General features: G+C 57.9%; 22 protein-coding genes. 3 read left to right on the forward strand and 19 right to left on the reverse strand.

Annotated features, from left to right (window positions below; translation table 11 throughout):
- Positions 1-25: 25 nt before the first annotated feature.
- From F4V43_RS03105 to F4V43_RS03120, 4 genes are all read right to left on the reverse strand, one after another.
- A complete protein-coding gene (locus F4V43_RS03105) occupies positions 26-1,279 on the reverse strand; it encodes an aspartate kinase (protein ID WP_150456782.1) in 1,254 nt (417 codons plus the stop codon).
- Between the two features lie 174 nt (positions 1,280-1,453).
- Positions 1,454-2,011, reverse strand: a complete 558-nt coding sequence (efp, locus tag F4V43_RS03110; protein ID WP_150456783.1) for an elongation factor P — start codon at positions 2,009-2,011, stop codon at positions 1,454-1,456.
- A 27-nt stretch (positions 2,012-2,038) separates the two neighbouring features.
- Entirely contained in the window at positions 2,039-3,112 is a 1,074-nt protein-coding gene (locus tag F4V43_RS03115) for a M24 family metallopeptidase (protein ID WP_150456784.1), read from the reverse strand.
- Positions 3,113-3,186: 74 nt separating this feature from the next.
- Positions 3,187-3,675: a YqhR family membrane protein gene (locus F4V43_RS03120; protein WP_150456785.1), complete on the reverse strand. Its 489-nt coding sequence runs from the start codon at positions 3,673-3,675 to the stop codon at positions 3,187-3,189.
- 216 nt (positions 3,676-3,891) lie between these two features.
- Between F4V43_RS03120 and F4V43_RS03125 the strand changes: the two genes are divergently transcribed.
- Entirely contained in the window at positions 3,892-4,866 is a 975-nt protein-coding gene (locus F4V43_RS03125; protein ID WP_408638302.1) for a DUF1385 domain-containing protein, read from the forward strand.
- Positions 4,867-4,873: 7 nt separating this feature from the next.
- Positions 4,874-5,206, forward strand: a complete 333-nt coding sequence (locus F4V43_RS03130) for an SA1362 family protein (protein WP_150456787.1) — start codon at positions 4,874-4,876, stop codon at positions 5,204-5,206.
- 73 nt (positions 5,207-5,279) lie between these two features.
- Here F4V43_RS03130 and F4V43_RS03135 read toward each other — a convergent pair whose 3' ends face one another.
- From F4V43_RS03135 to mntR, 5 genes are all read right to left on the reverse strand, one after another.
- Positions 5,280-6,200: a patatin-like phospholipase family protein gene (locus F4V43_RS03135; protein ID WP_150456788.1), complete on the reverse strand. Its 921-nt coding sequence runs from the start codon at positions 6,198-6,200 to the stop codon at positions 5,280-5,282.
- Between the two features lie 86 nt (positions 6,201-6,286).
- Positions 6,287-7,945: a family 10 glycosylhydrolase gene (locus F4V43_RS03140; protein WP_150456789.1), complete on the reverse strand. Its 1,659-nt coding sequence runs from the start codon at positions 7,943-7,945 to the stop codon at positions 6,287-6,289.
- A 90-nt stretch (positions 7,946-8,035) separates the two neighbouring features.
- Complete coding sequence (locus F4V43_RS03145; protein WP_223879755.1) at positions 8,036-9,238, reverse strand: MFS transporter; 1,203 nt, start codon at positions 9,236-9,238, stop codon at positions 8,036-8,038.
- A 110-nt stretch (positions 9,239-9,348) separates the two neighbouring features.
- Entirely contained in the window at positions 9,349-9,813 is a 465-nt protein-coding gene (locus F4V43_RS03150) for a MarR family transcriptional regulator (RefSeq protein ID WP_150456791.1), read from the reverse strand.
- Positions 9,814-9,889: 76 nt separating this feature from the next.
- Positions 9,890-10,315, reverse strand: a complete 426-nt coding sequence (mntR, locus tag F4V43_RS03155; RefSeq protein ID WP_150456792.1) for a transcriptional regulator MntR — start codon at positions 10,313-10,315, stop codon at positions 9,890-9,892.
- Positions 10,316-10,509: 194 nt separating this feature from the next.
- Here mntR and splB point away from each other — a divergent pair, with 194 nt between their 5' ends.
- Positions 10,510-11,580, forward strand: coding sequence for a spore photoproduct lyase (gene splB, locus F4V43_RS03160; protein ID WP_408638303.1), 1,071 nt, complete (start codon positions 10,510-10,512; stop codon positions 11,578-11,580).
- 21 nt (positions 11,581-11,601) lie between these two features.
- On the opposite strand, the gene F4V43_RS03165 is transcribed toward splB, so the two are convergent.
- From F4V43_RS03165 to pflB, 10 genes are all read right to left on the reverse strand, one after another.
- The gene (locus F4V43_RS03165; protein ID WP_150456794.1) at positions 11,602-12,315 is read right to left on the reverse strand and encodes a cytochrome c biogenesis CcdA family protein; all 714 of its coding nucleotides are present in this window, start codon (positions 12,313-12,315) and stop codon (positions 11,602-11,604) included.
- Between the two features lie 24 nt (positions 12,316-12,339).
- On the reverse strand, positions 12,340-13,140 hold the full coding sequence (locus tag F4V43_RS03170; RefSeq protein ID WP_191089473.1) for a metal ABC transporter permease: 801 nt from the start codon (positions 13,138-13,140) through the stop codon (positions 12,340-12,342).
- A 28-nt stretch (positions 13,141-13,168) separates the two neighbouring features.
- Positions 13,169-13,918: a metal ABC transporter ATP-binding protein gene (locus F4V43_RS03175; RefSeq protein WP_150456796.1), complete on the reverse strand. Its 750-nt coding sequence runs from the start codon at positions 13,916-13,918 to the stop codon at positions 13,169-13,171.
- Between the two features lie 31 nt (positions 13,919-13,949).
- Positions 13,950-14,945: a metal ABC transporter substrate-binding protein gene (locus tag F4V43_RS03180; RefSeq protein ID WP_411898441.1), complete on the reverse strand. Its 996-nt coding sequence runs from the start codon at positions 14,943-14,945 to the stop codon at positions 13,950-13,952.
- 148 nt (positions 14,946-15,093) lie between these two features.
- Positions 15,094-17,160 (reverse strand): methionine--tRNA ligase, encoded by a 2,067-nt coding sequence (metG, locus tag F4V43_RS03185; protein ID WP_263406092.1) that lies wholly within the window; start codon positions 17,158-17,160, stop codon positions 15,094-15,096.
- A gap of 330 nt (positions 17,161-17,490) precedes the next feature.
- On the reverse strand, positions 17,491-17,763 hold the full coding sequence (yidD, locus tag F4V43_RS03190; RefSeq protein ID WP_150456799.1) for a membrane protein insertion efficiency factor YidD: 273 nt from the start codon (positions 17,761-17,763) through the stop codon (positions 17,491-17,493).
- On the reverse strand, positions 17,760-18,227 hold the full coding sequence (locus F4V43_RS03195) for a Fur family transcriptional regulator (RefSeq protein WP_150457039.1): 468 nt from the start codon (positions 18,225-18,227) through the stop codon (positions 17,760-17,762). The genes yidD and F4V43_RS03195 overlap by 4 nt, the downstream gene beginning before the upstream one ends.
- Positions 18,228-18,411: 184 nt before the next feature.
- Positions 18,412-20,637, reverse strand: coding sequence for a copper amine oxidase N-terminal domain-containing protein (locus F4V43_RS03200; protein ID WP_150456800.1), 2,226 nt, complete (start codon positions 20,635-20,637; stop codon positions 18,412-18,414).
- A 328-nt stretch (positions 20,638-20,965) separates the two neighbouring features.
- On the reverse strand, positions 20,966-21,703 hold the full coding sequence (gene pflA, locus F4V43_RS03205) for a pyruvate formate-lyase-activating protein (protein WP_150456801.1): 738 nt from the start codon (positions 21,701-21,703) through the stop codon (positions 20,966-20,968).
- Positions 21,704-21,834: 131 nt separating this feature from the next.
- Complete coding sequence (gene pflB / locus F4V43_RS03210; protein WP_150456802.1) at positions 21,835-24,096, reverse strand: formate C-acetyltransferase; 2,262 nt, start codon at positions 24,094-24,096, stop codon at positions 21,835-21,837.
- Between the last annotated feature and the right edge of the window lie 107 nt (positions 24,097-24,203).

Genomic DNA, 24,203 nt, shown 5'->3' on the forward strand with positions numbered 1-24,203 from the left:
CGGCCTTCTCTCTATGAATGACTGTTTAGCGCCGGTCCTGCGGTCCGCCCACAAAGGCTTTCTCGCTGGTATCGAGACCGTAGGCGGTATGCAGCGCCTGAATAATCTCGTTCAGACGGCCCGCTTCCACGACGCAGGATACTTTGATTTCGGAGGTGCTGACCATCTTGATGCTGATGCCGAGTCTGGAGATGACATCGAACATTTCGGCGGCGACGCCCGGATGGCTGACCATGCCGGCGCCGACGATGGAGATTTTGACCAAATGGTCTTCGGAAGTAACTTCCCGGTACGGCAGCTCCGCGCGGATCTCGCGGATTACATCCATAGAACGCTGCATCTCATCCAGCGCTACGGTGAAGGAGAAATCGGCTTCGCCGTCCTGTACCCCGCTCTGTACAATAATATCGACGTTGATTCCCTCTTCGGCCAGCTTCCCGAATACCTTGGCAAGTACCCCCGGCGTATCGGCTGCTCCGAGAATGCTGATCCGGGCCACGTTCTTGTCGTAGGCGATGCCGCTGACGGCCACACCCTGTTCCATGCTTGCTTCCTCCTTCACCACTGTGCCTTCCGTTTCATTGAAGCTTGACCGCACGACCAGCTTGACCTGATAGCGCTTGGCATATTCCACCGCGCGGGGATGCAGCACGGCGGCCCCCAGATTGGCCAGCTCCAGCATTTCATCATAGGAAATCTCATTCAACTTGCGGGCGGTCTTCACGATCCGGGGATCGGTGGAATACACGCCGTTCACATCGGTATAGATCTCGCACACATCCGCCCGGATGGCCGCCGCCAGCGCAACCGCCGTCGTATCGGAGCCGCCGCGTCCGAGCGTCGTAATCTCGCCTTCCTCCGTCATGCCCTGGAATCCGGCCACAATTACGATCCGGTCCTTCTCCAGCGCCTCGAGCACGCGGCGGGGTTCAATCTCTTGAATCCGGGCCTTGCCGTGGGTGCCGTCCGTGCGGAACCCGGCCTGCCAGCCCGTATAGGAGACGGCGGAGCGTCCCAGACCGTGCAGCGCAATCGACAAGAGAGCGACCGAAATCTGCTCCCCGGTCGTCATCAGCATGTCCATCTCGCGCGCGGGCGGCTGCGAATGAAGCAGCTTCGCCTGGTCGATCAGATCGTCCGTCGTATCGCCCATCGCCGAAACCACGACCACGCACCGGTGGCCCTCATCCTGTTTCGCCGCGATGCGCCGTGCGACGCGCAGCATCCGTTCGGTGTCCCCGACGGAGCTCCCCCCGAATTTCATGACATAAAGTGACAAGCCTCTCTCACTCCCAACTTCATTCTGTACAGCGGTGGCCATGCGGTTTCCCGCTTTAAACCAGTATAATACGAAAGTGACCGAATGCGTTAACCTTTTCCGAATATTCTCCACACAAAAAACCGCCCGGAGCTGTATGCTCCGGGCGGTTCGCCATCCGTATACGCAGCAGAACTACGCGCGCGAGACGTATTTGCCTTCGCGGGTGTCGATCAGCAGCACGTCGCCTTCGTTGATGAAGAGCGGAACCTGAACGCTGTGGCCGGTCTCCAGCTTGGCGTTCTTGGTAGCGCCCTGAGCGGTATTGCCCTTCACGCCCGGCTCGGTCTCCACGACCTTCAGCTCAACGCTTGTCGGCAGGTTGATGCCCAGAATTTCGCCCTGGTAGCTGACGATATTCACAGTCATGTTCTCCTTCAGGAAGTTCAGCTCCCACTCCAGCTGCTGGGCATCCAGCGTGAACTGATCGTAGGTCTGGTTATCCATGAAGACATGTTCCTGGCCGCTGGCATACAGATACTGCACGCCGCGGTTCTCGATGATGGCGCGGCCGATCGTTTCGCCCGCACGGAATGTGCGCTCTACGGTGTTGCCGTTGCGCAGGTTCTTCAGCTTGGAGCGGACGAACGCCGCGCCCTTGCCCGGTTTGACGTGCTGGAAATCCAGTACGGTGAAGATATCGCCGTCGACCTCGACGGTCAGGCCTGTTTTGAAATCGTTAACTGAAATCACGAATGAATCCCTCCTGAAATAAGTGGTCTACAGCACGGTGTATTCTTTGGAAGAGCGGGTCAATCTTCGCACGCCGGTATCGGTGACCACCACATCGTCCTCGATGCGGACGCCGCCGATCCCTGGTAAATAAATACCCGGTTCTACGGTCACCACCATACCCGGCTGCAAAATATCGTCGCTCATCTTGGACAGGCGCGGCCATTCATGCACTTCCATGCCCAGTCCGTGTCCCGTACTGTGGCCGAAATACTCGCCGTAGCCGTACCGCGTGATGATATCGCGCGTCAGCGCGTCGCATTCGCGCCCGGTCATGCCCGGCTTGATCTGCTCCAGCGCGTGAAGCTGGGCCTCCAGCACAATATCGTAAATCTCCTTGAGCTTCGGAGCCGCTTCGCCCACCGCCACCGTCCGGGTCAGATCGGAGCAGTAGCCGTCCAGGAGCGCGCCGAAATCGAAGGTGACCAGATCGCCGGATTCGATCACCTTGCCGCTGGCTACGCCGTGCGGCATCGCCGAACGGACGCCGGAGGCGACAATCGTATCGAACGAGGACGAAGTCGCGCCGCGGCTGCGCATGTAGAATTCCATTTCCAGGTCCACATCGCGCTCGGTCATGCCCGGCTTCACAATCCCCAGGATATGACGGAAGGTGTCGTCGGCCAGGTCCGCCGCCCGCTGCATAATCTCCAGTTCCGAATCGTCCTTGATCATGCGCAGATCTTCGACCAGCTTGGACGAAGGAACCAGCTTCGCCGCTCCTTCCAGCGCCTCGGCATAAGCGGCGTAAGCCGCATAGGTCACGTCGTCCTGCTCGAAGCCGAGCAAGGCGGATCCGCCGCCGGGCAGCAGGGAACGAACCGTGTCGATGAACCGGGGAGCGTGCTCCACGATTTTGAAGCCGTCCGTCTGATCCGCCGCCTGGGTCATATAGCGGAAGTCGGTCAGAAAATAGCTGTCGTCAGGCGTAATCAGCACATAGCCCGACGAGCCGGTGAACCCGGTCAAATAGCGGCGGTTCACGCCGCTTGTAATCAGCATTGCTTCCAGCCCGCGGTCCTGAAGGGCCTGGCGAAGCTTGGAGACACGATTGTTGCCCATCTACAATTCTCCTCTCGCAAATAGCCACATTGTATTTTAACATAGGGCCATGTCCTTGAGAAGTTTTTTGTCGGTCATGCGATGCTGGTCCGGGTCTCCCGCTTGCGCTCATCGGTGAACTCAATCGCAGCCGTGTATCCGATGAACAATCCCCACAGCAGATAGAGGCAGAATTCGCAGATGACCGAGTTCCAGGGCAGGCGCATCGGCGGCTGCAGAAGAAAGATCCGGGAACCTGCGAGAAAGAGAATCGCCCACCACAGAATTCCGTAGCACATCCCCGGCCAAGGCCCTTTCAGCTTGCGGAACACAAGCACATACAGAAAGGTGGCGGCGACCGAGAAGAGAATGAATAACAGATACCCGGCGAGCTGGCCCGCGGTTGTCTTCAGAAAGTCATGCCGCAGGAACGGTTCTCCCAAGTATCCCGGCACCACGCGAGTGAACTTCAGCGCCGCCATCAACCAGTGCACCCCGCCCCAAATGAAGCCTGCAAAAAAACCCACTTCCAGAGAGAATGCCGCAATGCCGGTCTTCTCCCGTCTCTGGCTCCTACTGGACATTATGGAACCCCGCTTTCGCATCATAAGTATCGTCTCTCCGGAGAACCGGAAAGACCGGATAAATACAGTATGTGCAGGAAGCCCCCGATCCAACTAGAAAAAGGCACAAAAATTAGATACAATGGTTCCTGTAAGCATTCATTAATCTGCGGGAAGGTGAACCGGTTGTCCCAAGAAACTCCGAGTTACGGCGGTCAAGCCGTCATTGAAGGCGTTATGTTCGGCGGCAAGCACGTTAATGTGACGGCTGTGCGTCGGAAGAGCCAGGAAATTACGTTCTTGGAGGTGCCAAGAAGCGACCAGCGCTGGGTGACCAAGCTGCGCCGGATTCCGCTGCTTCGCGGCATTGTCAGTATTATAGATTCCAGCGCCAAGGGCTCCAAGCACCTCAACTATTCGGCCGAAGCCTATGCCGAGGACGAAGTAACCCCCGAAGAGAGGGCGCAACGCGAGCTCGAGAAGGCGAACGAAGCGAAGAAGAAGGAAGCCAAGGAGAAGGAAGAAGGCTTCAGCATCGGCATGATGCTGGGCGTGGCGGTAATGGGCATACTTTCCTTTGTAATGGGCAAGCTTATTTTTACACTCGTTCCGGTATTCGTAGAGAACTTTCTGTTCAAAGACGCTTTCGACGGTTATATTCTTCATAATCTTGTCGAAGGCGCCATCAAGCTGATCCTGCTGCTGGTCTACCTGTGGATCATCTCCCAGACTCCGGTCGTCAAGCGCCTCTTCCAGTACCACGGAGCGGAGCACAAGGTCATCAGCGCCTTTGAAGCCGGCGATGAGCTGACCGTGGAGAACGTGCAGAAGCATAGCCGGCTGCATTACCGCTGCGGAAGCAGCTTCATGATGCTGACGATTGTGCTGGGCGTCGTTATCTATTCGTTCGTTCCCTGGGATAACCTTTGGGATCGGATCATTCAGCGCCTCGTGCTTCTCCCGGTCGTGATCGGGGTGTCTTTTGAAGTGCTGAAGGGAACCAACGCTCTGCGCGATGTCCCGGTGCTGCGCTATCTGGGTTACCCGGGACTGTGGCTGCAGCTTCTGACCACGAAAGAGCCCAAAGACGATCAGGTCGAGGTCTCGATTGCCTCGTTCAACCGGATGAGAGAGCTGGATGCGGCTTACGAGCAGGGATTAATCAAGAACGAAACCGTAACTGGAGGCATTTTGGACCCCGTGAAAGGATGAGTCTCCGATGAAAAAGCATGCTGCGGTTTTTTGGACCACCATAACGCTGGCGGCAATCGGTCTGATCGCTGGACTCGTGAACAATCCGTACGATTTGCTGCGCGCGCTGCTTATCCCCGCCGTTCTGACGGCGGTGCTGTTCCTGCTCTATAAATATCCGCCCCGGCGGTATGCCGGAGGACGTTCGTCCAAGATCAAGGTCAAGCCTTCTCAGAAGACGATGGCCAAGATGGCCGGCATCCGCAAGACATCCGCTCCGACGAAGCGGAAGAGCTATCCGTTCCAGGTGATTGAGGGCAGCAAGGGCAAGAACGACGAGCAGCTTCCCAAATACCATTAAAAGACGCCGCGGCCGATGAATTCCGCCAGGCGCACCGATCCCCTCCCGCTGCCCGGGAGGGGTTTTTTTGAGGTCAGCACGGATAACGCCATCCCCGGAAGAATGCCGCCCCGGCCTCGTACCCGGCAGCATACAGGGCGCTGCTCTCTTCGGAAGTCAGCTCGAATTGGACCGTGCGGATGCCCAGGGTCGGCACCTTGACGGTGTGCATCCGCTTCTCCTGTTCGATATAGCGCTCGTCGTGGGCGGACAGCATCGTTCCGACCATCGCCTGAAGCATGCTGAACGGGCCCCGAATCCGGTGTGCGGCCGGTTCGGGACGACCGACCATCTGGAAGCCGACCGGCGGAATGCTGCCACCGTCCTCCTCCACCCCCTCGAACAGCCAGATTGGGAAATTGCTGAGGAGACCGCCGTCCACCATATAGACGAGCTGATCGGCAAAAGATCGCCCCTTGGCGGCATCGCCGCTGCGCCGAAGGACGACCGGATCAAAGAAATACGGAATGCTGCAGCTGATCCGCACCGCTTTGGCTACCTCGAAGGCATCGGGATCGATGCCGTACGCCCGCAGCCCGTCCGGGAGAACCACCAGGCGGCCGTCACTGATATCCGAAGCAATAATTCGCAGTCGGTCCTTCGGCAGATCACGGAACGTCACCACCCCTTTTTTCCGGAGAATGCCTCGAATCCAAGCCTCCAGAGCTTCGCCTGAATACAATCCTTTCTTCAGCATGACCCGGAGCGCCGGGCCTAATAGAGCGGTATTGAAGATCGGGGCCCGGCGCAGAAAGGAGCGAAACGACGTCTGCCGGATAATCGTTCCCATCTCCTCTCCCGTGTACCCCGCAGCGAGCAGCGAAGCCACAATGGAACCGGAAGAGGTTCCCGCGACGCGGTGAAAGACGCAGCCGGCCTCTTCGCAGGCCTGCACCGCTCCCGCCAGGGCAATCCCCTTGACCCCGCCCCCCTCGAACACCCCATTGATCCTCATAAATAAGCCCAACCTCCCGTTCCATAGACACTACTGCTTATCTATGACGCGGGAGGCGGGCTTTATGCTTGATTTATTGCCGCCGATCAGGACTGAAAGTAGGCTTTCAGCAGATCGGAGATGCCGTACGGATTGCGGGTGACCAAATCCCCGGCCCGGAACAGAATGCTTCCGGCTACCCCTTCCTTGGAGGCATTGTACTGCAGCTGGCGGATCAGTTCATCCGGGTTCAGCCAGGCTTTGTCCGAGTCGGCTCCTATCTTGTAGGCAGCCATGCCGATATACAGCTTGACCCCGGTTCCTTCGACTTCCTGGGTCCACCAATCGACCAGCTTGTCGTACCGGACCGCGCTGTTGGTGAGACTCCAGTACACCTGCGGAGCCACATAGTCGATCCATCCCTGACGGATCCAGGTCCGGACATCGGCATACATGCTGTCGTAGGCCGTCACGCCGGCTGCAGTATCCGAACCGGTGCTGTCGGTCTTGGCATTGCGCCAGACACCGAAGGGACTGATGCCGTATGCAATGTCCGGCTTCAGTTCATGGATCTGCCGGCCGAGGTCCCGGACGAATCGGTTGATATTATCCCGCCGCCAATCGGCTTTGAGCGCAATCCCGTCCGGATTGTAGGCGGCGAAGGCCGCATCGTCCGCAAAGGCGGCCCCGGACGGATAGAAGTAATCGTCCAGATGGACGCCGTCGATATCATAGCCCCGCACCGTCTCCAGGATGGTATCGATGATATGCTGGCGGGCAGCCGGGATGCCCGGATTGATATACATCTTGTCGTCGGCCTTCACGATCCATTCGGGATGGGCATTCACGACATGAAGACTGGACAGGGCCGACAGCGTAGCCGCCTTCGTGTCGGTCGTCGCCCGGAACGGGTTGAACCAGGCATGGAACTGCATGCCCCGTTCATGCGCCGCCGCCACCATGAACGCCAGAGGGTCATACCCGGGCTCAACGCCCTGCTTGCCGCTTAGCGCTTTGGACCACGGCACGATGGTGGACGGGTACAGCGCATCGCCCGACGGGCGAAGCTGAACGAAGACGGCGTTGAAGCCGACGGCCTTCAGCTTGTCCAGCATGGCGGTGAATTCCTGCTTCTGCCGGTCCGGATTGCCGGCCGTCCCTGCGGACGGCCAGTCCAGATTGAAGACGGTCGATATCCATACCCCTCTCAGCCCGTCCGCTGCCCCTCCGGCGCTTCCCGTCGTCGGACGGGAAGGCGACGGGATGCTCGGTGCGCTAGGAGCACTCGGCACTGGAACCGTCGGTGCCGATGGCTGCGCCGTCTCGGCGCCGGAGTAGAGCCGGACGGTCCGCGCCGCCTTGTCCCACACCACCTGCATGCCCAGCTGCTCGGAGACGAAGCGAATCGGCACCATGATCCGGCCCTGCCGGATCACCACCGAGGTGTCGAGGGCAATCCGGTCTCCATCCACGAGAGCGGTCTTTTGGCCGCTTGTCAGACTCATCGCCGTGCCGTTCTTCGAGATCGACACCGTCTTGGTCTGCTGATTCCACTGGACCCCGGCTCCCAGCCCGCGGCTGATGACAGCCAGCGGCACCATCGTGACGTTGGACGAAGTCAGATAAGGCGGAACATCGCTCTCCAGCCGGCTTCCGTCCAGTTCAAGACCGATAACGGCCGAAGCCGCCCGCGCCCCTCCGGCAGACAGCGCCGGCAGCACCAGCGCCAGCAGCAGAAGCGGCAGCAACCATTTTCGTATACGCAAGATACAGTCCTCCCATTTGGTATAAACTACATGTTTGGACGTCCCGGAGGCCAAAAGGTTGCGATACGAGGCCAACTTGGGCAGCATGGATCAGATGCCGTTCCGCCGCATGGGAACAAGTGCCCCCCGATACAGAACGGCAGCAGCTGCTGCAATCAGGACCACACCCATGAGACCGGGAGTCGCATGGCCCAGCGCCGCATACAGCTGCCCGCCGGCGAGCGGCCCGGCAATCCGGGCCAGAGCTTGTATCGACTGGCTGCCGCCGAGCACGCTTCCCTGTTCTCCGGGACCGGCGGTTTTGGAGATCATGCCGTTGCAGGAAGGTCCGTAGATCGAATCGCCGAAGCCGTAGACGAAGATCCCGAGGATAACCAGCCCGTACGAGGAGAACCAGGCGGACGCGGCAATGAAGGCGTATCCGGCGATTTCGGCCCCCATGCCCAGCACCGCAATCGGCGCATCGCCGAGCTTCTTCAGCAGCTTCGGCATCACAAGGCTCTGGGAGAGAATATCCTGTATTCCGATAATCGAGAGAATCAGTCCGATTCGGGCAGGCGGCCAGTGAAACGTATCGAGGGTAAATTGCGGGAAGATGGCCTGCAGAGATCCGCTCGGCACCCAGACGAGGAAGGCGGAGAGCAGCAGCAGATTGAGGGGTCTTACGGACAGGACTTTGCCAAGCCGGTTCAGCGGATTCAGCTGAGAAATCGCCAGACGCGGGCGCCGGTTCGTCCGGTCCAGGCTCTCCGGCATGAAGAAGAAGCCGACGGTTACATTCACCAGGGTAAGTGCTGCCCCCGCGAACATCGGCGCCGGATAACCGAGACCGGCGATCAGGCCGCCGGCAACCGGACCGATGGCAGAGCCTGCGCCCGCAGCCGCACTCACCCACCCGAACGTTCGGGTGCGCTGCTCGCCGGGCGTGATATCGGCAAAATAGGCGAAGAGCATGCTGATGCTCCCGCCGGCCAATCCTTCAATGATCCGTCCGGCGAACAGGACCCACAGCGCTCCCCCGATGCCGATCATCAAATAGCCGATTGCGGAGCCGGTCAGACAGAGGAGCAGAACGGGACGGCGGCCATACCGGTCGCTCAGCGCTCCGAGTCCGGGAGCGGCCATAAATACGCAGAACGCATAGACGGAGGTCAGCAGCGTCACCGCGATGGCCTGGTCCCCCGGACGGGTGACATAAGGCTCTACCAGGAACGGAACGACGGGCATTACGATGCTGAAGCCCATCCCGCACAGGAACACAGAGACGAGACCGAACAACCAAGCCTTGGACATATTCATTCCCCTTTGTTTGACAATATTGTTTCCTTGGAAGCAATATAATCCTAACATCATTTTGCTTCCTCGGAAACAATAATTTCACCATAAAAAAACAGCCCTCTCATTCAAGTGGGCTGTCCCTGCTTCTTGATCTCCGCATCCAAATGGCTGCTGTACTTCTCGATGAACCGCAGCATGCCGTCGAACTGTTCTTCCGTCACCTCTTCAAATACCGCCTGATCCCGCTCCCGGAACTCGCGGTGAAGCTCCTCGTGTATCCGGTAGACTTCCTCTCCCTGCCGGGTCAGCCTGAAGTAGATCTCCTTCTTGTTGTCGGGCTTGCGGTAGCTTTCGATCAGCCCCTTCTGCAGAAGCTTCTTCGTAATCTTGCTTATTGCGCCGCTGGTCATATAGAGAGATTCCGCCAGCCGGGTCACGTTGGAGTCGGCATGTCTTCCTATGAACTCCATACAGTGAACCTCGGAGGGCTTGTGTCCCTCCAGCTGGATTTCCATCTTCGTCTTGTTCAGCCACACCATCTTGTTGAACAAATCCCGGAAGCCCGTCATCACCTGTTCTTTCTTGTCCACTGCCTTCCCCCCTGTCAAAAAGGCGGCCCTTCGGCCGCCGCTGTCGATCGTTATCCGTTTAAGCGGGCAGGCCCGCTCAGTTCTCGCTGCCGATCTCTCCGTGAAGACTCCGAAGCGCCTGCACCCTCGCTTCGTCCTGGCGGAAATACTCCACCAGCGTCTCGATCCGGGTGATGGAATCCCAGCTTAAGTGATGCTCGATCCCCTCTACATCCCGGTAAATATTCTCCTCGTGCACGCCGATCATGGTCAGGAATTCTTCAAGAAGCTGGTGGCGGTCCACCAGACGCTTCCCTACTTTCTTGCCTTTGCTCGTCAGAATAAGCCCGCGGTATTTCTCATAGATCAAATACTCGTCCTTATCCAGTTTTTGGATCATTTTGGTGACGGAAGAGGGATGCACCTCCAGCCCCTCGGCGATATCCGAAACCCGCGCATAGCCCTTCTCGTCGATGAGCTTATAGATGCGCTCCAAATAATCCTCCATGCTGGGTGTTGGCATGCCCTTAACCTCTTTTCTCATAGTTGCCGCAGCGCCCCGGCGCGGCTTGACTCTATTCATGATACATGTTTCTGACGGCCCTTGGCAAGTCGGCGCCTGTCCTGCAGCCTCTGGCGGGCATTGCCATGACTGCTTGCCGGAAGGCTGCGGGACACTATAGCCATCTTCTCGCGAAGGAGCTGATCCCCTTGTCCATTCTTACGCCAAGCCGGCCTCCGGCCCGCAAGCCCCGGCCCACCGCGCCTTTTGTTCCGGAGCTGGTGTACTTCGAGCCGGATGCGCTCCAGTACCCCAAAGGCGAGCGAATTTTGAACTGGGTCCGTGAGCAGGGCATCCCTTACCGGATGACCACCTCGCATAACCGGATTACCAATCTGCCGGGGGAGACCGAGAGCGAGCAGTACAAAATCGCCAAACGGACCCTGGTGGTCGGCCTCCGCAAAACGCTGGAATTCGACCAGTCCAAACCGTCCGCCGATTATGCCATCCCGATCGCCACGGGCTGTATGGGCCACTGTCATTACTGCTACCTGCAGACAACGCTTGGGGCGAAGCCTTATATCCGCGTCTACGTCAATACGGACGACGTCATAGCAGCCGCGAAGCGCTACATCGAGCAGGGCGCACCGAAGATCACCACCTTCGAGGCAGCCTGCACCTCGGACCCGGTCGGGCTGGAGCATATTACCGGGTCCCTGGCGGAGCTGATCACCTTTATGGCGGACGAGCCGCTCGGCCGGCTGCGTTTTGTCACGAAATTCCCGCATGTCGATTCGCTGCTCGGCCTCAAGCACAACGGCCATACCCGCATCCGGTTCAGCATCAATGCCGATTATGTCATCCGCAATTTCGAGCCCGCCACCTCGCGGTTCGAGGAACGGCTCGAAGCCGCAGGCAAAGTCGCCCGCGCCGGTTATCCGCTCGGGTTCATTATCGCCCCGATTATTTGGCACGACGGCTGGGAAGAAGGCTACGGCGAGCTGCTGTCCCGTCTGGCACTCGCGATGCCGCCCGGAACGACCGGCAAGGGACTGACCTTCGAGCTGATCCAGCACCGGTTCACCAAGACGGCCAAATCCGTGATCGAGAAACGATATCCGAAGACCAAACTCGAGATGGACATCGAGAAACGCAAAAAAAAATGGGGACGCTGGGGGCAGAACAAGTACGTCTATCCCGACGAGCAGCAAAACGCCCTGCGAGAGTTCCTCACAGAGCGGATTTTTGAACATTTTCCCGAGGCGGGCATCGACTACTTCACCTGACGTCCGCTTAGCAGCCGGGCTTCAGAATTTCAGCCATCCCGGAGTCATGCTCTGCAGCCAGACCGTTATGCGGAACAGCCGGTCCGTCAGCAGCAGAGCGCCGATGGCAACCATCAGCCCTCCTCCGGTTCGCATCAGCGGGACCGAATACTTCAGCAGCCGCCGGGCGCCGCCGATGAAGAACGACAACAGCAGAAAAGGCAAGGCGAATCCGAGGCAATAGCCGGTCATCAGCGCCGCCCAGGAGGCCGGCTCCTGCACGGACAGGGCCAGAATGCCGGACAGAATCGGACCGACGCACGGCGACCAGCCGGCGGAGAAGCCGACGCCCAGCAGGAAGGAACCCGCATAACCCGCCGGCCGCCTGGCCATGGCCAGCTTGCGTTCCTTCATCAATGCCCCGGGGCGAATCAATCCGAGCAGCACCAGCCCCATCACGATCATCAGAATCGCCGAGAGCTGGCGGATCAGTTCGCGCTGGTCTCCCCACAGCCGGCCGAACAGACTGGCCCCGAGACCAAGGGCATAGAAGACCGCCGACAGACCCAGCGCAAAAGCCCCTGTATGCAGCAGTATTCTCAACCGGACCCTCGCGGTCCGGTCTTCCGTGCGGAGTTCGCGGACCGACAGACCGGTGATATAGGAGAGATAGGAGGGATACAGCGGCAGGCAGCAGGGCGAGACGAAGGAAGCCGCGCCGGCCGCCACGGCCAGCCCCAGATTCACTTCGCTCACAGGCAGACCTCCAGTCGGTTAGGTCTAGCTTACCCCTTTTTTGCCGATCAGAGTCACGATGAGCAGCGCGATCAGCAGCAGCACGATTGTAGCCCCGGGCGCAAGGTTCCAGACGCCGGCCACGACCAGACCGCCGATGACGGCGATCTCCGCCACCACGACCGCCAGAACGACGGTCTTCTTGAAGCTGCGCGCCAGCAGCAGACTGATGGCGACCGGAATGGTGAGCAGCGCCGACACGAGCAGCGAACCGACGATTTTGATCGCGGTGCTGATGACGAGGGCGGTCATGACGGTCAGCAGCAGATTCAGCATACGAACCGGAAGGCCGCTGACGCTGGCTGCATCCTCCTCGAAGCTCAGCAGGAAGAATTCCTTGAAGAAGAGAATAATGACAGCAACCACCAGAACCGTGACGATGCCGACCACGATCAAGTCCGCCGAATTCAGCGTATAAATGCTGCCGAACAAATACCCCATGACATCTGCATTATAGCCTTTTCCCAATGTAAAAAAGAGCGAGGCGAGCGCAACGCCGCCCGACATTATAATCGCAATCGACAGCTCGGCGTAGCTCTTGTACGCCTTGCGCAGCTTCTCGATGGCGAACGAAGCCGCCACCGCGAACACCAGCCCGGCTCCCAGCGGATAGAAGCCGGTCAGAAATCCGAGCGCCACCCCGGCAATGGTAACATGCGCCAGCGTGTCTCCGATCATCGACAGCCGCCGCAGCACAAGGAAGACGCCGATCAGCGGCGCCGTAATCCCGATCAGCAGGCCGCCCGCGAGCGCCCGCCGGAAAAAATCGCTTGTTAGGATATCCAGCAACTTAAATAATCTCCTCCCGTTAGGCCTAGATCAGCGTATGCCGCAGATTATCCTCGGCGCAATCCTGGGCTTCGTGCGAATGGCGGGAATAAAAATGTACGCCGCCGCATTTCTGAACCGGCTCCGGACCGAGGTAATCGTGGATCATATCCAGGTCATGGGATACCATCAGCAGGGTCATATGATGATGGGCGTGCATATGCGTGATCAGCTCGAAGAAGCCTTTCTGCGTCTCGGCGTCGATGCCGACGGTCGGCTCATCGAGAATAAGCAGATCCGGATGGTTGATCAGCGCCCGGGCCAGGAAGACCCGCTGCTGCTGGCCGCCGGAGAGCTCGCCGACCCGTGAATTTGCAATGGACGTAATGCGCATCACTTCCATCGCATCCTCGCATTTGCGCTGCTCGGCCCGCCCGACGCGGCGAAGCAGACTCTTGTTGTTGTACAGACCGGACTGGACCACTTCGCGGACCGTTGCCGGAAAGAGCGGATTGAGCGCATTCTTCTGCGGAACATACCCGATCCGTTCCCAGTCCTTGAACCGGCGGACCGGCTGGCCGAACAGCCGAATCTCGCCGGCGGTCGGCGTCAGCAGACCGACAATCATCCGCAGCAGCGTCGTCTTCCCTGCCCCGTTTGCTCCGATCACACCGACAAAATCGCGTTCCCGCACCTGATAATTCAGATCGCGGATAACGTCTCGTCCTCCGTAGTTGAAGGACAGATTGTCCATTTCAATAATATGCTGATGACAATCCGCAGATGTCGGGAGCATTTGTCCGCCTCCTTTCACTGGCGCTTTTCTTTTATTGTAAGGCGAGTACCAAATTTTGCAAATTGGACGACATCAGCGTGAAGTACGTATCCCCGTTCTTCTTCTGCTTGTCTGTCAGGCCTTCCACCGGATTCAGAACCAGCGTCTTCACCCCGGCTTCGCCCGCCAGCGTCTTGGCCAGCCGGTCCGATACAAGCTCCTCGAAGAAGATATACCGGATCTTCTCTGCCTTGACCTTCTTCGCCAGCTTGACGAGATCCTGAGCCCGCGGCTCGGCATCCGGCGACAGCCCCATGATCGCATGCTGGGTCAGACCGTAATCCCGGCACAGATAGCCGAACGCCTGATGGGAGACGACAATCTCCTTCTTTGGCAGCCCGGACAGCGTGCTCGCGAACTCGGCATCCAGCGCCTTCAGCTTGCTCTCCAGAACCTGGTACCGCTGCTCATAGCCGCCGCGGTGAGCCGGATCGGCCTTAATCAGACTGTCTTTGATGTTGGCCGCCATAATCAATGCGGATTTTGGACTTACCCAGGTGTGGGGGTCGGTATGAAGCGTGTCCGTACCGGTATGCGCCGCATCCTCCGCTTCCCCGCTCTCATGGTCATGCCCGTCGTCTTCGCCGGACGTAATCAGCTCGATGCCCCGGCTGACCTCAACCGCCTGTACCCAGCTGTCTCCGCTCAGACCTTTAAGAAAATTCGGCACCCAGCCTTCCAAGCCTGCCCCGTTGTACAGAAAGAGCTGCGCCTTGGACGTATTGGCGATGTCCTGGCTGCGCGGCGTCCAGTCATGCGGTTCTACGCCCGTCGGCAGCAGATTGATAATATGGGCATCGTCTCCGCCGATCTCCTTGGCGAATTCATAGATCGGATAGAACGTCGTGACAACATTGACCTTGCCTTCCACAATGGCGCTCCGGCTCCCCGCCCCGCAGCCCGGCAGAACCAGCACCAGCAGCAGCAGCAGCAGAACCGGCAGCGCGCCGTACTTCCACCCTTTACCCTTAAATAGTTGTTTCATCATTGTTCTCCCGTAATCGTAAAATTTACTATTTGAATTATAATAGTAATAATTACGATAAGTCAACCGCAAGATGCGCCAGACGGCCAATCCTGCCCGGATTGGCCGTCTCTTATTCTGCGGCGGTCAGCCGCTGGCGCCTGACCGTCTGCTATTTAACAATGGCGCCATTCGGCATGCTGTCCGGCACGCTGACCAGACTGAGCTGATCGCCCTTTGAAGCGGCAAGAATCATGCCCTGCGACAGTTCGCCGCGCAGCTTCACCGGCTTCAGATTCACGATGCAGATGACCTTGCGGCCCACCAGCTCTTCCGGCGTGTAGAACTTGGCGATGCCCGATACCACCTGGCGCTGTTCGTATCCGAGGTCAAGCTGCAGCTTCAGCAATTTGTCGGCCTTCTTGACCGGCTCAGCCGCAATAACCTGGGCCACGCGAAGTTCCGTCTTGGCAAAATCGTCGATGCCGATCTCGTCCTTGTGCTCTTCGGCCGGCTCCGACACAGCCGCTTCGGTCTTCGGCGCATCCGCCGCTTCCTCCGCCTTCTTGCCGCCGCCCATCGCCCCCGCGATGTAGGCGACTTCCTGCTCCACATCCAGCCGCGGGAAGATCGGATCGCCCTTGACGAGCCGGGTGCCGGCCGGAATCAGGCCGAACGTTCTGCCGCTGTCCCAGGCGGTCAGCTCTCCGGCTTCGATGCCGAGCTGCGTCCAGATCTTGGCCGGCGCCTGCGTCAGGAACGGCTGGAGCAGAATCGAGGCCGTGCGCAGCCCTTCGGCCAGATGCCGCATTACCGAGGCCAATTCGCCTCTTTGGCTCTCATCCTTGGCGAGCACCCAAGGCTGGGTCTCGTCGATGTATTTGTTCGTGCGGCTTACCAGAGCGCCGATGGCGGTCAAGGCGACGGAGAACTCCATTTTCTCCATGGCTTCTTCCACCTTGGCATAAGTGGCGGCGACCGCTTCCTCCAGACTGCCGTCAAACGCCGTGACCTGACCCTCATAAGCGGGAAGCACGCCATCAAAATATTTCTCAATCATCGCTACCGTCCGGTTCAGCAGATTGCCGAGGTCATTCGCCAGATCATAGTTGATCCGGTCCACGAAGCTCTCCGGCGTGAAGGTGCCGTCGGAACCGAAAGGAACCTCCCGCAGCAGATAGTAACGCAGCGCATCCAGACCGTAGCGGTCGATCAGCGTTACCGGGTCCACCACGTTGCCCTTCGACTTGGACATCTTGCCGTCCTTCATCAGCAGCCACCCGTGGGCGAACACCTTCTTCGGCAGAGGCTCGCCGAGCGCCATCAGGATAATCGGCCAGTAGATGGTATGGAAGCGGACGATTTCCTTGCCGACAATATGCACATCGGCCGGCCAGAACTTGTCGTACAAGCTCGTGTTCTCGCTGCCGTAGCCAAGCGCCGTAATATAATTGGTCAGCGCGTCGATCCAGACGTAGACCACGTGCTTCGGATCGCCCTTGACCTTCACCCCCCAGTCGAAGGTCGTCCGCGATACGGCGAGATCCTCCAGCCCCGGCTTGATAAAGTTGTTGATCATCTCGTTCTTGCGCGATTCCGGCAGAATGAATTCCGGGTTCTCCTCATAGAACTTCAGCAGCCGGTCCGCATACTTGCTCATCCGGAAGAAATAGCTTTCTTCCCGCACCAGTTCGACCGGGTGGCCGCTGTCCGGGCTCTTGGCCGCAACGATTTTGCCGGAAGCATCCCGCTCGATATCGACGAGCTGCGTCTCCGTATAGAACGTCTCATCGGGAATGCAGTACCAGCCTTCGTACTCGCCCTTGTAGATATCCCCCTGCTGAAGCAGCCGGTCAAAGATATCGGCCACCACCTTCTTGTGGCGCTCCTCCGTGGTCCGGATGAAGTCGTCATTGGAGATCTCCAGCTTCTTCCACAGTTCCTGAATGCCGGCCACAATATCATCCACGAACTGCTGCGGGGTCTTGCCCGCCTGCTCCGCCTTCTGCTCAATCTTCTGGCCGTGTTCATCCGTTCCCGTCAGATACCGGACCTCATAGCCGCGCAGCCGCTTGTAACGGGCCATCGCATCGCCGGCCACCGTCGAATAGGCGTGCCCGATGTGCAGCTTGTCGCTCGGATAATAAATGGGGGTTGTCAGGTAAAACGTCTTCTTCTCGCTCATGTCTCCATCCCTTTCCTGGTTAAAAGAAAAACAAAAAAAGCTCCGCCCCCATATGGGGCGAGAGCTTCTGCTCACGCGATACCACCCAACTTCCCGTCCTCTTCGCAGAGGGCGGCTCAGCCGGTCCCCAGGGGACCGTTCCCTTAACGCGGGTTCACGCCTCCGGCTTGCCGAGTCTCCCGCTTCACGCAGGGATCTCGCCGCTCACCGGCGGTTCCTCCCGGACCATCTTCGGCCGCCAGCGCCCAGACCGGCTTGCACCTGACCCGGCTCTCTGCTGCTGGTGCTGCGGCGTACTCATCCGTTCCTCGGATTATATACTGCAATCCCAATATTCTGCGCATGGCGCTTATTATTAATCATAGCGAATCCGGCGGGTCGAAGTCAAGCCTGCCCCTGTCCGCCCGGGCTACCTCCCTGCCGGCGCTTCGGCTTGGCCGGAGGCACCGGGTCCAGGCCGCCGGGATGGAACGGATGGCAGCGGGCGATTCGCCGGGCTGCCAGCCAGGCTCCTTTCAGCGGGCCATGAACCTCAATTGCCTCCATCGCATAAGCCGAGCAGGTCGGGTAGAACCGGCACGTAGCCGGCTTCAGCGGGGAGATCACACGGCGGTAAAAGACGATGGGCGCCTGCAGCGCCCGGGTTCCAAGCTTCATCTCGGCCGGTCCCCTTCCCGGTTCGACGCCGGGGCCGCCTCTTCTTCCCGCGCTTCTTCACACTCGCGGCAGTAGCCGAACACTTCGAATTTGTGCTTCACAACGCGGAATTGATCCGGCGTATCCGTCAGGTTCATCGGACAGAATTGGATCGGATACGTCTTCTCGCACTGCAGGCAGATCATATGATGGTGGTGATGCTCCGGATTGCAGCTTCCCTTGAACTTCACGCCGTCCTCAAAAACAATCTGTTCCAGCACCCCGAGCTCTTCCATTACTCTCAGGTTGCGGTATACCGTATCGAAACTGAGGCCGCTGTATTTGCGGCCCATATGTTCATACACGTCCTTGGCCGATAAATAGCCGGAGCTCTCTCCGAACAGCTTGGCCAGCGTCCGGCGCTGGTCGGTGATCCGAAGTCCCTGCTTCGACATAATGTGCAGAATCTGATCGGTCGACAGCATAGGCTCATCTCCCCTGATTAAATGCTTCATGAATGCCATCTCCCTAATAATGACGCAAAAGACGGGGACCGTCAATTGCCGGTCCGCCCTCTCCCTTGCCGCCGCTCTCTCCGCAGCGCCGGAACCCGAAAAAAAACCGGAGGCCGCAGCCCCCGGTTCTATTATGGGATTATTTCGGGTTCCTCTACTTCTTCGGCGGAAGCGGCTGGAACAGGATGTTGACCGGCAGGTTGCTGCCGGAAGCCGCCGTGAACTGAATTTCAACCGACTGCTCCACATCTCCCGTGCGCCAGAGCACGCTGTTCTGGTTCGGGGCGTCTACAGCGCCGGCATTCGGCGCTTGCACAAGAGTTCCATTGACCAGAAGCGGTCCCTGGTACTTGCCGCCGCGCGGATTCAGGGTAATGAGCGTGTTCGGAGCAACGCGGTTCAGCGTAATTTTGTATATGACCCCGAAGTTCCCCGAGTTGGAGGCATCGGTGCCCGAAAGAGCGTCGGTGCCGGTCAGGTTCGGGTCATCGGCGTTGTAGCCCAGCACCAGACGGGAAGGACTGAGGCCCAGCAGATCGTTGACTACGAGATTCCGGTTCGCGTCCGGGTACGTGCCGCGGTTATGCACACCGTCCCGGTCAAGCAGCGGAAGCGTCGGCAGAACGGCCAGCGGGTCCTTGTTCGAATCTACCATAATAACCGAATACTGCAGCGGATAGTCGCTGAATACGTCGGCCAGCATCGAGATGACCTGACCCGGCTTCATGGTCACATTGTTGATAGTCGTCAGAACGGCCTTGCTCTCGCCCGGCTGCAGGACGATATTGCTCGCCGCGCTGCCGGTCTGCTTGCTCTGGAAATACGTCTCGATTGACTTCTTGCCGGTAGCCGTCGGAATATCAATCGGACCGCCGAAGCCGAGCGCCTGGGTATTCAGCGAAGCGGCATACAGATTATTGTTGGTGGCAATTACGTACATCTTCATGTTCGTGCTCATCGAATTCTTGTGGTGAACCATGATCCGGGTGTTGCCCATAGCCGTCTCCCGGTACACGATGCCTTCCGAGTATACCGTCTCGGGACTGTTGCTCCGGATCAGGGTTACCGGCTCCGACGAAGAAGTATAGGTGACCTTCGGCCAGTTCGGAACGGCTGCGCCGTTAATGACATAGAGATCGCCCAGCGGAACGAACAGCTTATTGAAATCTTCCTGATTATACATAACTTCGCTCGTAATATTGATAATCTTCTCATAAGTGCTGCTGAGCCCGTGGCTGTCGGTAACCGTCAGCTGAATCGGCACCTGGCCCGGGTTGAAGAAAGCGAGCGCCCGGTTAGACCAGCTCTCGGTCAGCGTATCGCCGTCCGGATCGGAGCTGGTATTGGTAATGGTAATCGGCTCCCCGATTTTGTATTCGTCTTTGTCTGTCGTGAACATAGCTACAGGCGGCCGGTTCGGGGTCTGAACCTGAATCGTTAACGTGTACGGATCGCTCCACTCCCCATTGGAATCCTGCACCCAATAGCTGACCGTGTAAGCGCCGGGCTGAGCGAAGACATCCTGTCTTCCTTCCCAGCGTTCATTTGCAATAACGGCGCCGTTCGAGGCCGAAGAGGACGTTGTGTAAGTCACCGTCGTTTCGCCGGCGAAGATTTCACCCGGCTGTACCGTGAACGAGGCCTTCGGCTTGCTGGAGAGCGTCAGAATAACGCGCTTCTGCACATTGTCTACCGTATAAGGTATGCCCAGCGCCTGGGTGATCGAAGTCAGCGGCACCATGAAAGTATTCTTGTATTGGTAAGCCGGGCCTTTCATCGCGGTCGGCTTGCCGTTCACCGTGTACATTTTGCTGTTGGTCTTGAACCGCAGCTCGTTGCCGTCCTTCTTGATAATCGTTTCCTTGGTCTTGTAATCATAGGTGAATTGCAGATTCAAGCGCTCGACCAGGGCACGAATCGCTATGTACGAGACGCCGTTCTTCACGGCCATCGGCTGGCCGGCCAGATACAGAGAGCCGTTCAGGTACATTTTGTTGCTGTTCATCATCAGCACAAGCTGGCCGCTCGCTGCCGAAGCCGCCGGCGTCACCGCATAAGGCGCTGCAGCGGGAGATGGCGCAGCCCCGGGAGAGGCGGACGGAGTGGCAGTAGCATTGACCGGCGCCGACGCGGATGGCGAGGCCGTGGCTGACGGCTCGGCGGACGAAGTGGCAGCCGGGCCTTCTGTTGCAGTTGGCGTTGGAGACGGAGAGACCGAGGCTTGCGGAGATGGACTGGCTTCCGTTCCCGTGACAGCAGCGGTCTGGAGACGGTCCGATGTGGACGAGGCTCCGGGTTCGGCCGCTGCGACCGCCGTAAGCGACACTGCGGTTTGTGAGACAACTAGTGCGGCAATGAGGGCAAGATTCTTCAGTTTCATGGTATGACTCCTTCTGCTCCTAAAATATATAGGAACGATGAGGCCGGCGCTTATTGGCGCGTTGTTCGTTCTGGCCTTTATCGTTCCCTCAAAAACGCTGCCGCCCCGTTACAGGGCGGCAGGCCTTTTTTGACATCAGATTTCCAGACCATGCAAAATCATAGTATTAGACGCTGGAAACAGGAAAAAGTTTCAGTCTCCCGGAAAATTGTCCCTACGCAAAAAAAGGATGGCTCCCATCCTGGCAGATGGTTACCATCCTATAGCATTGTCGGTGAAGCAGCAAATCTGCGGTTCGGAGAGCAGCATGACTACGGCTGCCGCCCGCTTAGACCAAGGCCGTCTGTCTGCGGCCCTCTTCAATCAGCCGGTATGCCCGCTGGACTTCCTCTTCGGAAGGAGACGGCACGCCTTCCAGTTCATAGGTGCGGCCAAGCATTTCCCACTTATAGATGCCCATTTGATGGTAGGGAAGAATTTCAAACTTCTCTACCCCGTTCAGGGTACCGATGAACCGGCCAAGGTTAAGGAGGTCTTCCTCTTTGTTATGAATGCCGGGAACATAGACGTGGCGAATCCACATTTTGCGGCCGTGGTCGGACAACCACCGGGCCAGACGCAGCGTCCGCTCATTCGACTTCCCGGTCAGCTTGATATGGGCTTCATCATCGATATGCTTCAGATCCAGCAGCACAAGGTCCGTAACATCCAGCAGGTCCGTAATCTTGTCCCCTTCATTGTACCCGTTGCTGTCCAGGGTGGTATGCAGGTTCCAGCGCTTCTTGACTTCGCGGAAGAGCTGCTCGACGAACTTCGCCTGCAGCGTCGGTTCGCCCCCGGATACGGTCAGACCGCCGCCGGAAGATTTGTAATAGTGAATATATGGTTCAATTTCCTTGACCATCTCATCGAGGGTAACTTCTCTTCCTTCATCCAGACCCCAGGTATCCGGGTTGTGGCAGTATTGGCATTTCAGGAGACAACCCTGCATGAACAGGACAAAACGGATTCCGGGTCCGTCAACGGTACCAAAGGTTTCAAGCGAATGAATACGGCCTTTAATCATCGGAGGTCATCCTTTCTGGACAATTCGCTGCTGATATCTAAAATTTTAACCAAATCACAACAAGACTTTACCGCCCTTGCCTGCAAGGGCGGTATCCTCTTGGTTCATTCTATGAATGGCCGAACGGCTTCTTACATCTGGCCGTGGAAAGTACGGTTGATAACATCCAGCTGTTGTTCGCGGGTCAGCTTGATGAAGTTAACTGCATAACCCGATACACGGACAGTCAGCTGCGGGTAGTTCTCCGGATGATCCATGGCGTCCATCAGCTGTTCGCGGTTGAACACGTTGACGTTCAGGTGATGTCCTTTGCTGTGGAAGTATCCGTCCATCATCGCTACCAGGTTGGCCTTGCAGGATTCGTCATCCTTGCCCAGCGCCTTCGGAACGATCGAGAAGGTGTTGGAGATGCCGTCCAGGCTGTCTTCATACGGCAGCTTGGCAACGGAGCTCAGCGAGGCAAGAGCACCCTTCTTGTCGCGGCCGTGCATCGGGTTAGCGCCCGGTGCGAATGGTTCGCCCTTCTTGCGTCCGTCAGGAGTCGTACCGGTCTTCTTGCCATATACGACGTTGGAAGTGATTGTCAGCACCGATTGAGTCGGCAGGGAATCACGGTAAGTCTGGTGCTTGCGGATCATGCCCATGAAGGACTCAACCAGTTCAACGGCGATGCTGTCAACGGCATCGTCATTGTTGCCGTAGCAAGGGAACTCGCCTTCGGTTTCGAAGTCGATGGCAATGCCTTCTTCGTTGCGGATCGGTCTCACCTTCGCGTACTTGATTGCGCTCAGGGAGTCGGTAGCAACCGACAGACCGGCGATACCGCAAGCCATTGTACGAAGGATATCGCGGTCATGCAGCGCCATCTCGATGCGTTCGTAGGAATACTTGTCATGCATGTAGTGGATCACGTTGAGTGTATTGACGTAAGTCTTAGCCAGCCATTCCATCATCGGCTTGAAGCGTTTCATGACTTCTTCGTAATCCAGCACGTCGGAAGTGATGCGCGGATATTCAGGACCTACCTGAGCGCCGGACTTCTCATCCACACCGCCGTTGATTGCGTACAGCAGCGCTTTGGCCAGGTTGGCGCGTGCGCCGAAGAACTGCATCTGCTTGCCGATCCGCATTGCGGATACACAGCAGGCGATACCATAGTCGTCGCCATAGATCGGACGCATCAGATCATCGTTCTCATACTGAATAGCGCTTGTTTCGATGGATACCTTGGCGCAATATTTCTTGAACGCTTCAGGCAGCTGTTCGGACCAGAGGACTGTCAGGTTCGGTTCCGGAGCCGGGCCCAGGTTGTACAGCGTGTGCAGGAAGCGGAAGCTGTTCTTCGTTACGCGAGTTGTACCGTCAACCGACATCCCGCCGATCGATTCCGTAACCCAAGTCGGGTCGCCGCTGAACAGATCGTTGTAATCAGGAGTACGAAGGAACTTGACGATCCGAAGCTTCATTACGAAATGGTCAACCAGTTCCTGAGCCTGTTCTTCTGTCAGTGTGCCTTCTTCTACATCACGTTGTACATAAATGTCCAGGAAGGAAGATACGCGGCCCAGAGACATAGCGGCGCCGTTCTGTTCCTTGATGGCTGCCAGATAGCCGAAGTATACCCATTGGAAGGCTTCCTTGGCGTTAGTAGCCGGCTTGGAGATATCGAAGCCGTGCATAGCCGCCATTTCTTTCAGTTCGCCCAGAGCGCGAATCTGCTCGGACAGTTCTTCGCGGAGACGAATAACGCTCTCCGTCATGGAATCCACTTCAAGGTTAAGCAGTTCCTGCTTCTTGTCTTTAATAAGGAAATCAATTCCGTACAGAGCCACGCGGCGATAGTCGCCGATAATGCGGCCGCGGCCGTAAGCATCCGGAAGACCGGTAATGATGCCGGCTTTGCGGACGGCTCTCATCTCGCTTGTATATGCATCAAATACGCCTTGGTTATGCGTTTTGCGGATATTCGTGAACATGTCGACAATGCTGCTCGGAAGTTCAAAGCCATAGGCCTTGGTAGCGTCGATCATCATCTTGATGCCGCCGAACGGCTGGATGGAACGTCTGAACGGAGCGTCCGTCTGAACGCCTACGATCTGTTCCTTGTCCTTGTCGATGTAGCCCGGCTTGTGGGAAGTAATCGTGGATACCGTGTTGAGGTCCACATCCCATACGCCGCCTCTTTCTCTTTCTTCCTTGCTCAGCTGGGAAATAATCTTCCACAGTTCCTTTGTATTCTCAGTCGCGCCTGCGAGGAAAGCTTCGTCGCCATGGTACGGCTTGATGTTCGCTGCGATAAAATCGTTAACGTTAACTTTCTTGGACCATTTTCCTTTGACAAAACCGCGCCAGCCCGGTTTGACATCCTGTACTTCTTTTTCAATCACCGACATGCTAAATCCCTCCATATATTTATATGATTTGTAGAGTACGCGGGCTTGAAGGAAAATCCCGTGTCTCGCGATCCCACGTTGTAACAAATTTCACAATAACTTTTCCA

The organism is Paenibacillus spiritus (genome assembly GCF_008710135.1).
Classification (GTDB): domain Bacteria; phylum Bacillota; class Bacilli; order Paenibacillales; family Paenibacillaceae; genus Paenibacillus_AQ; species Paenibacillus_AQ glufosinatiresistens.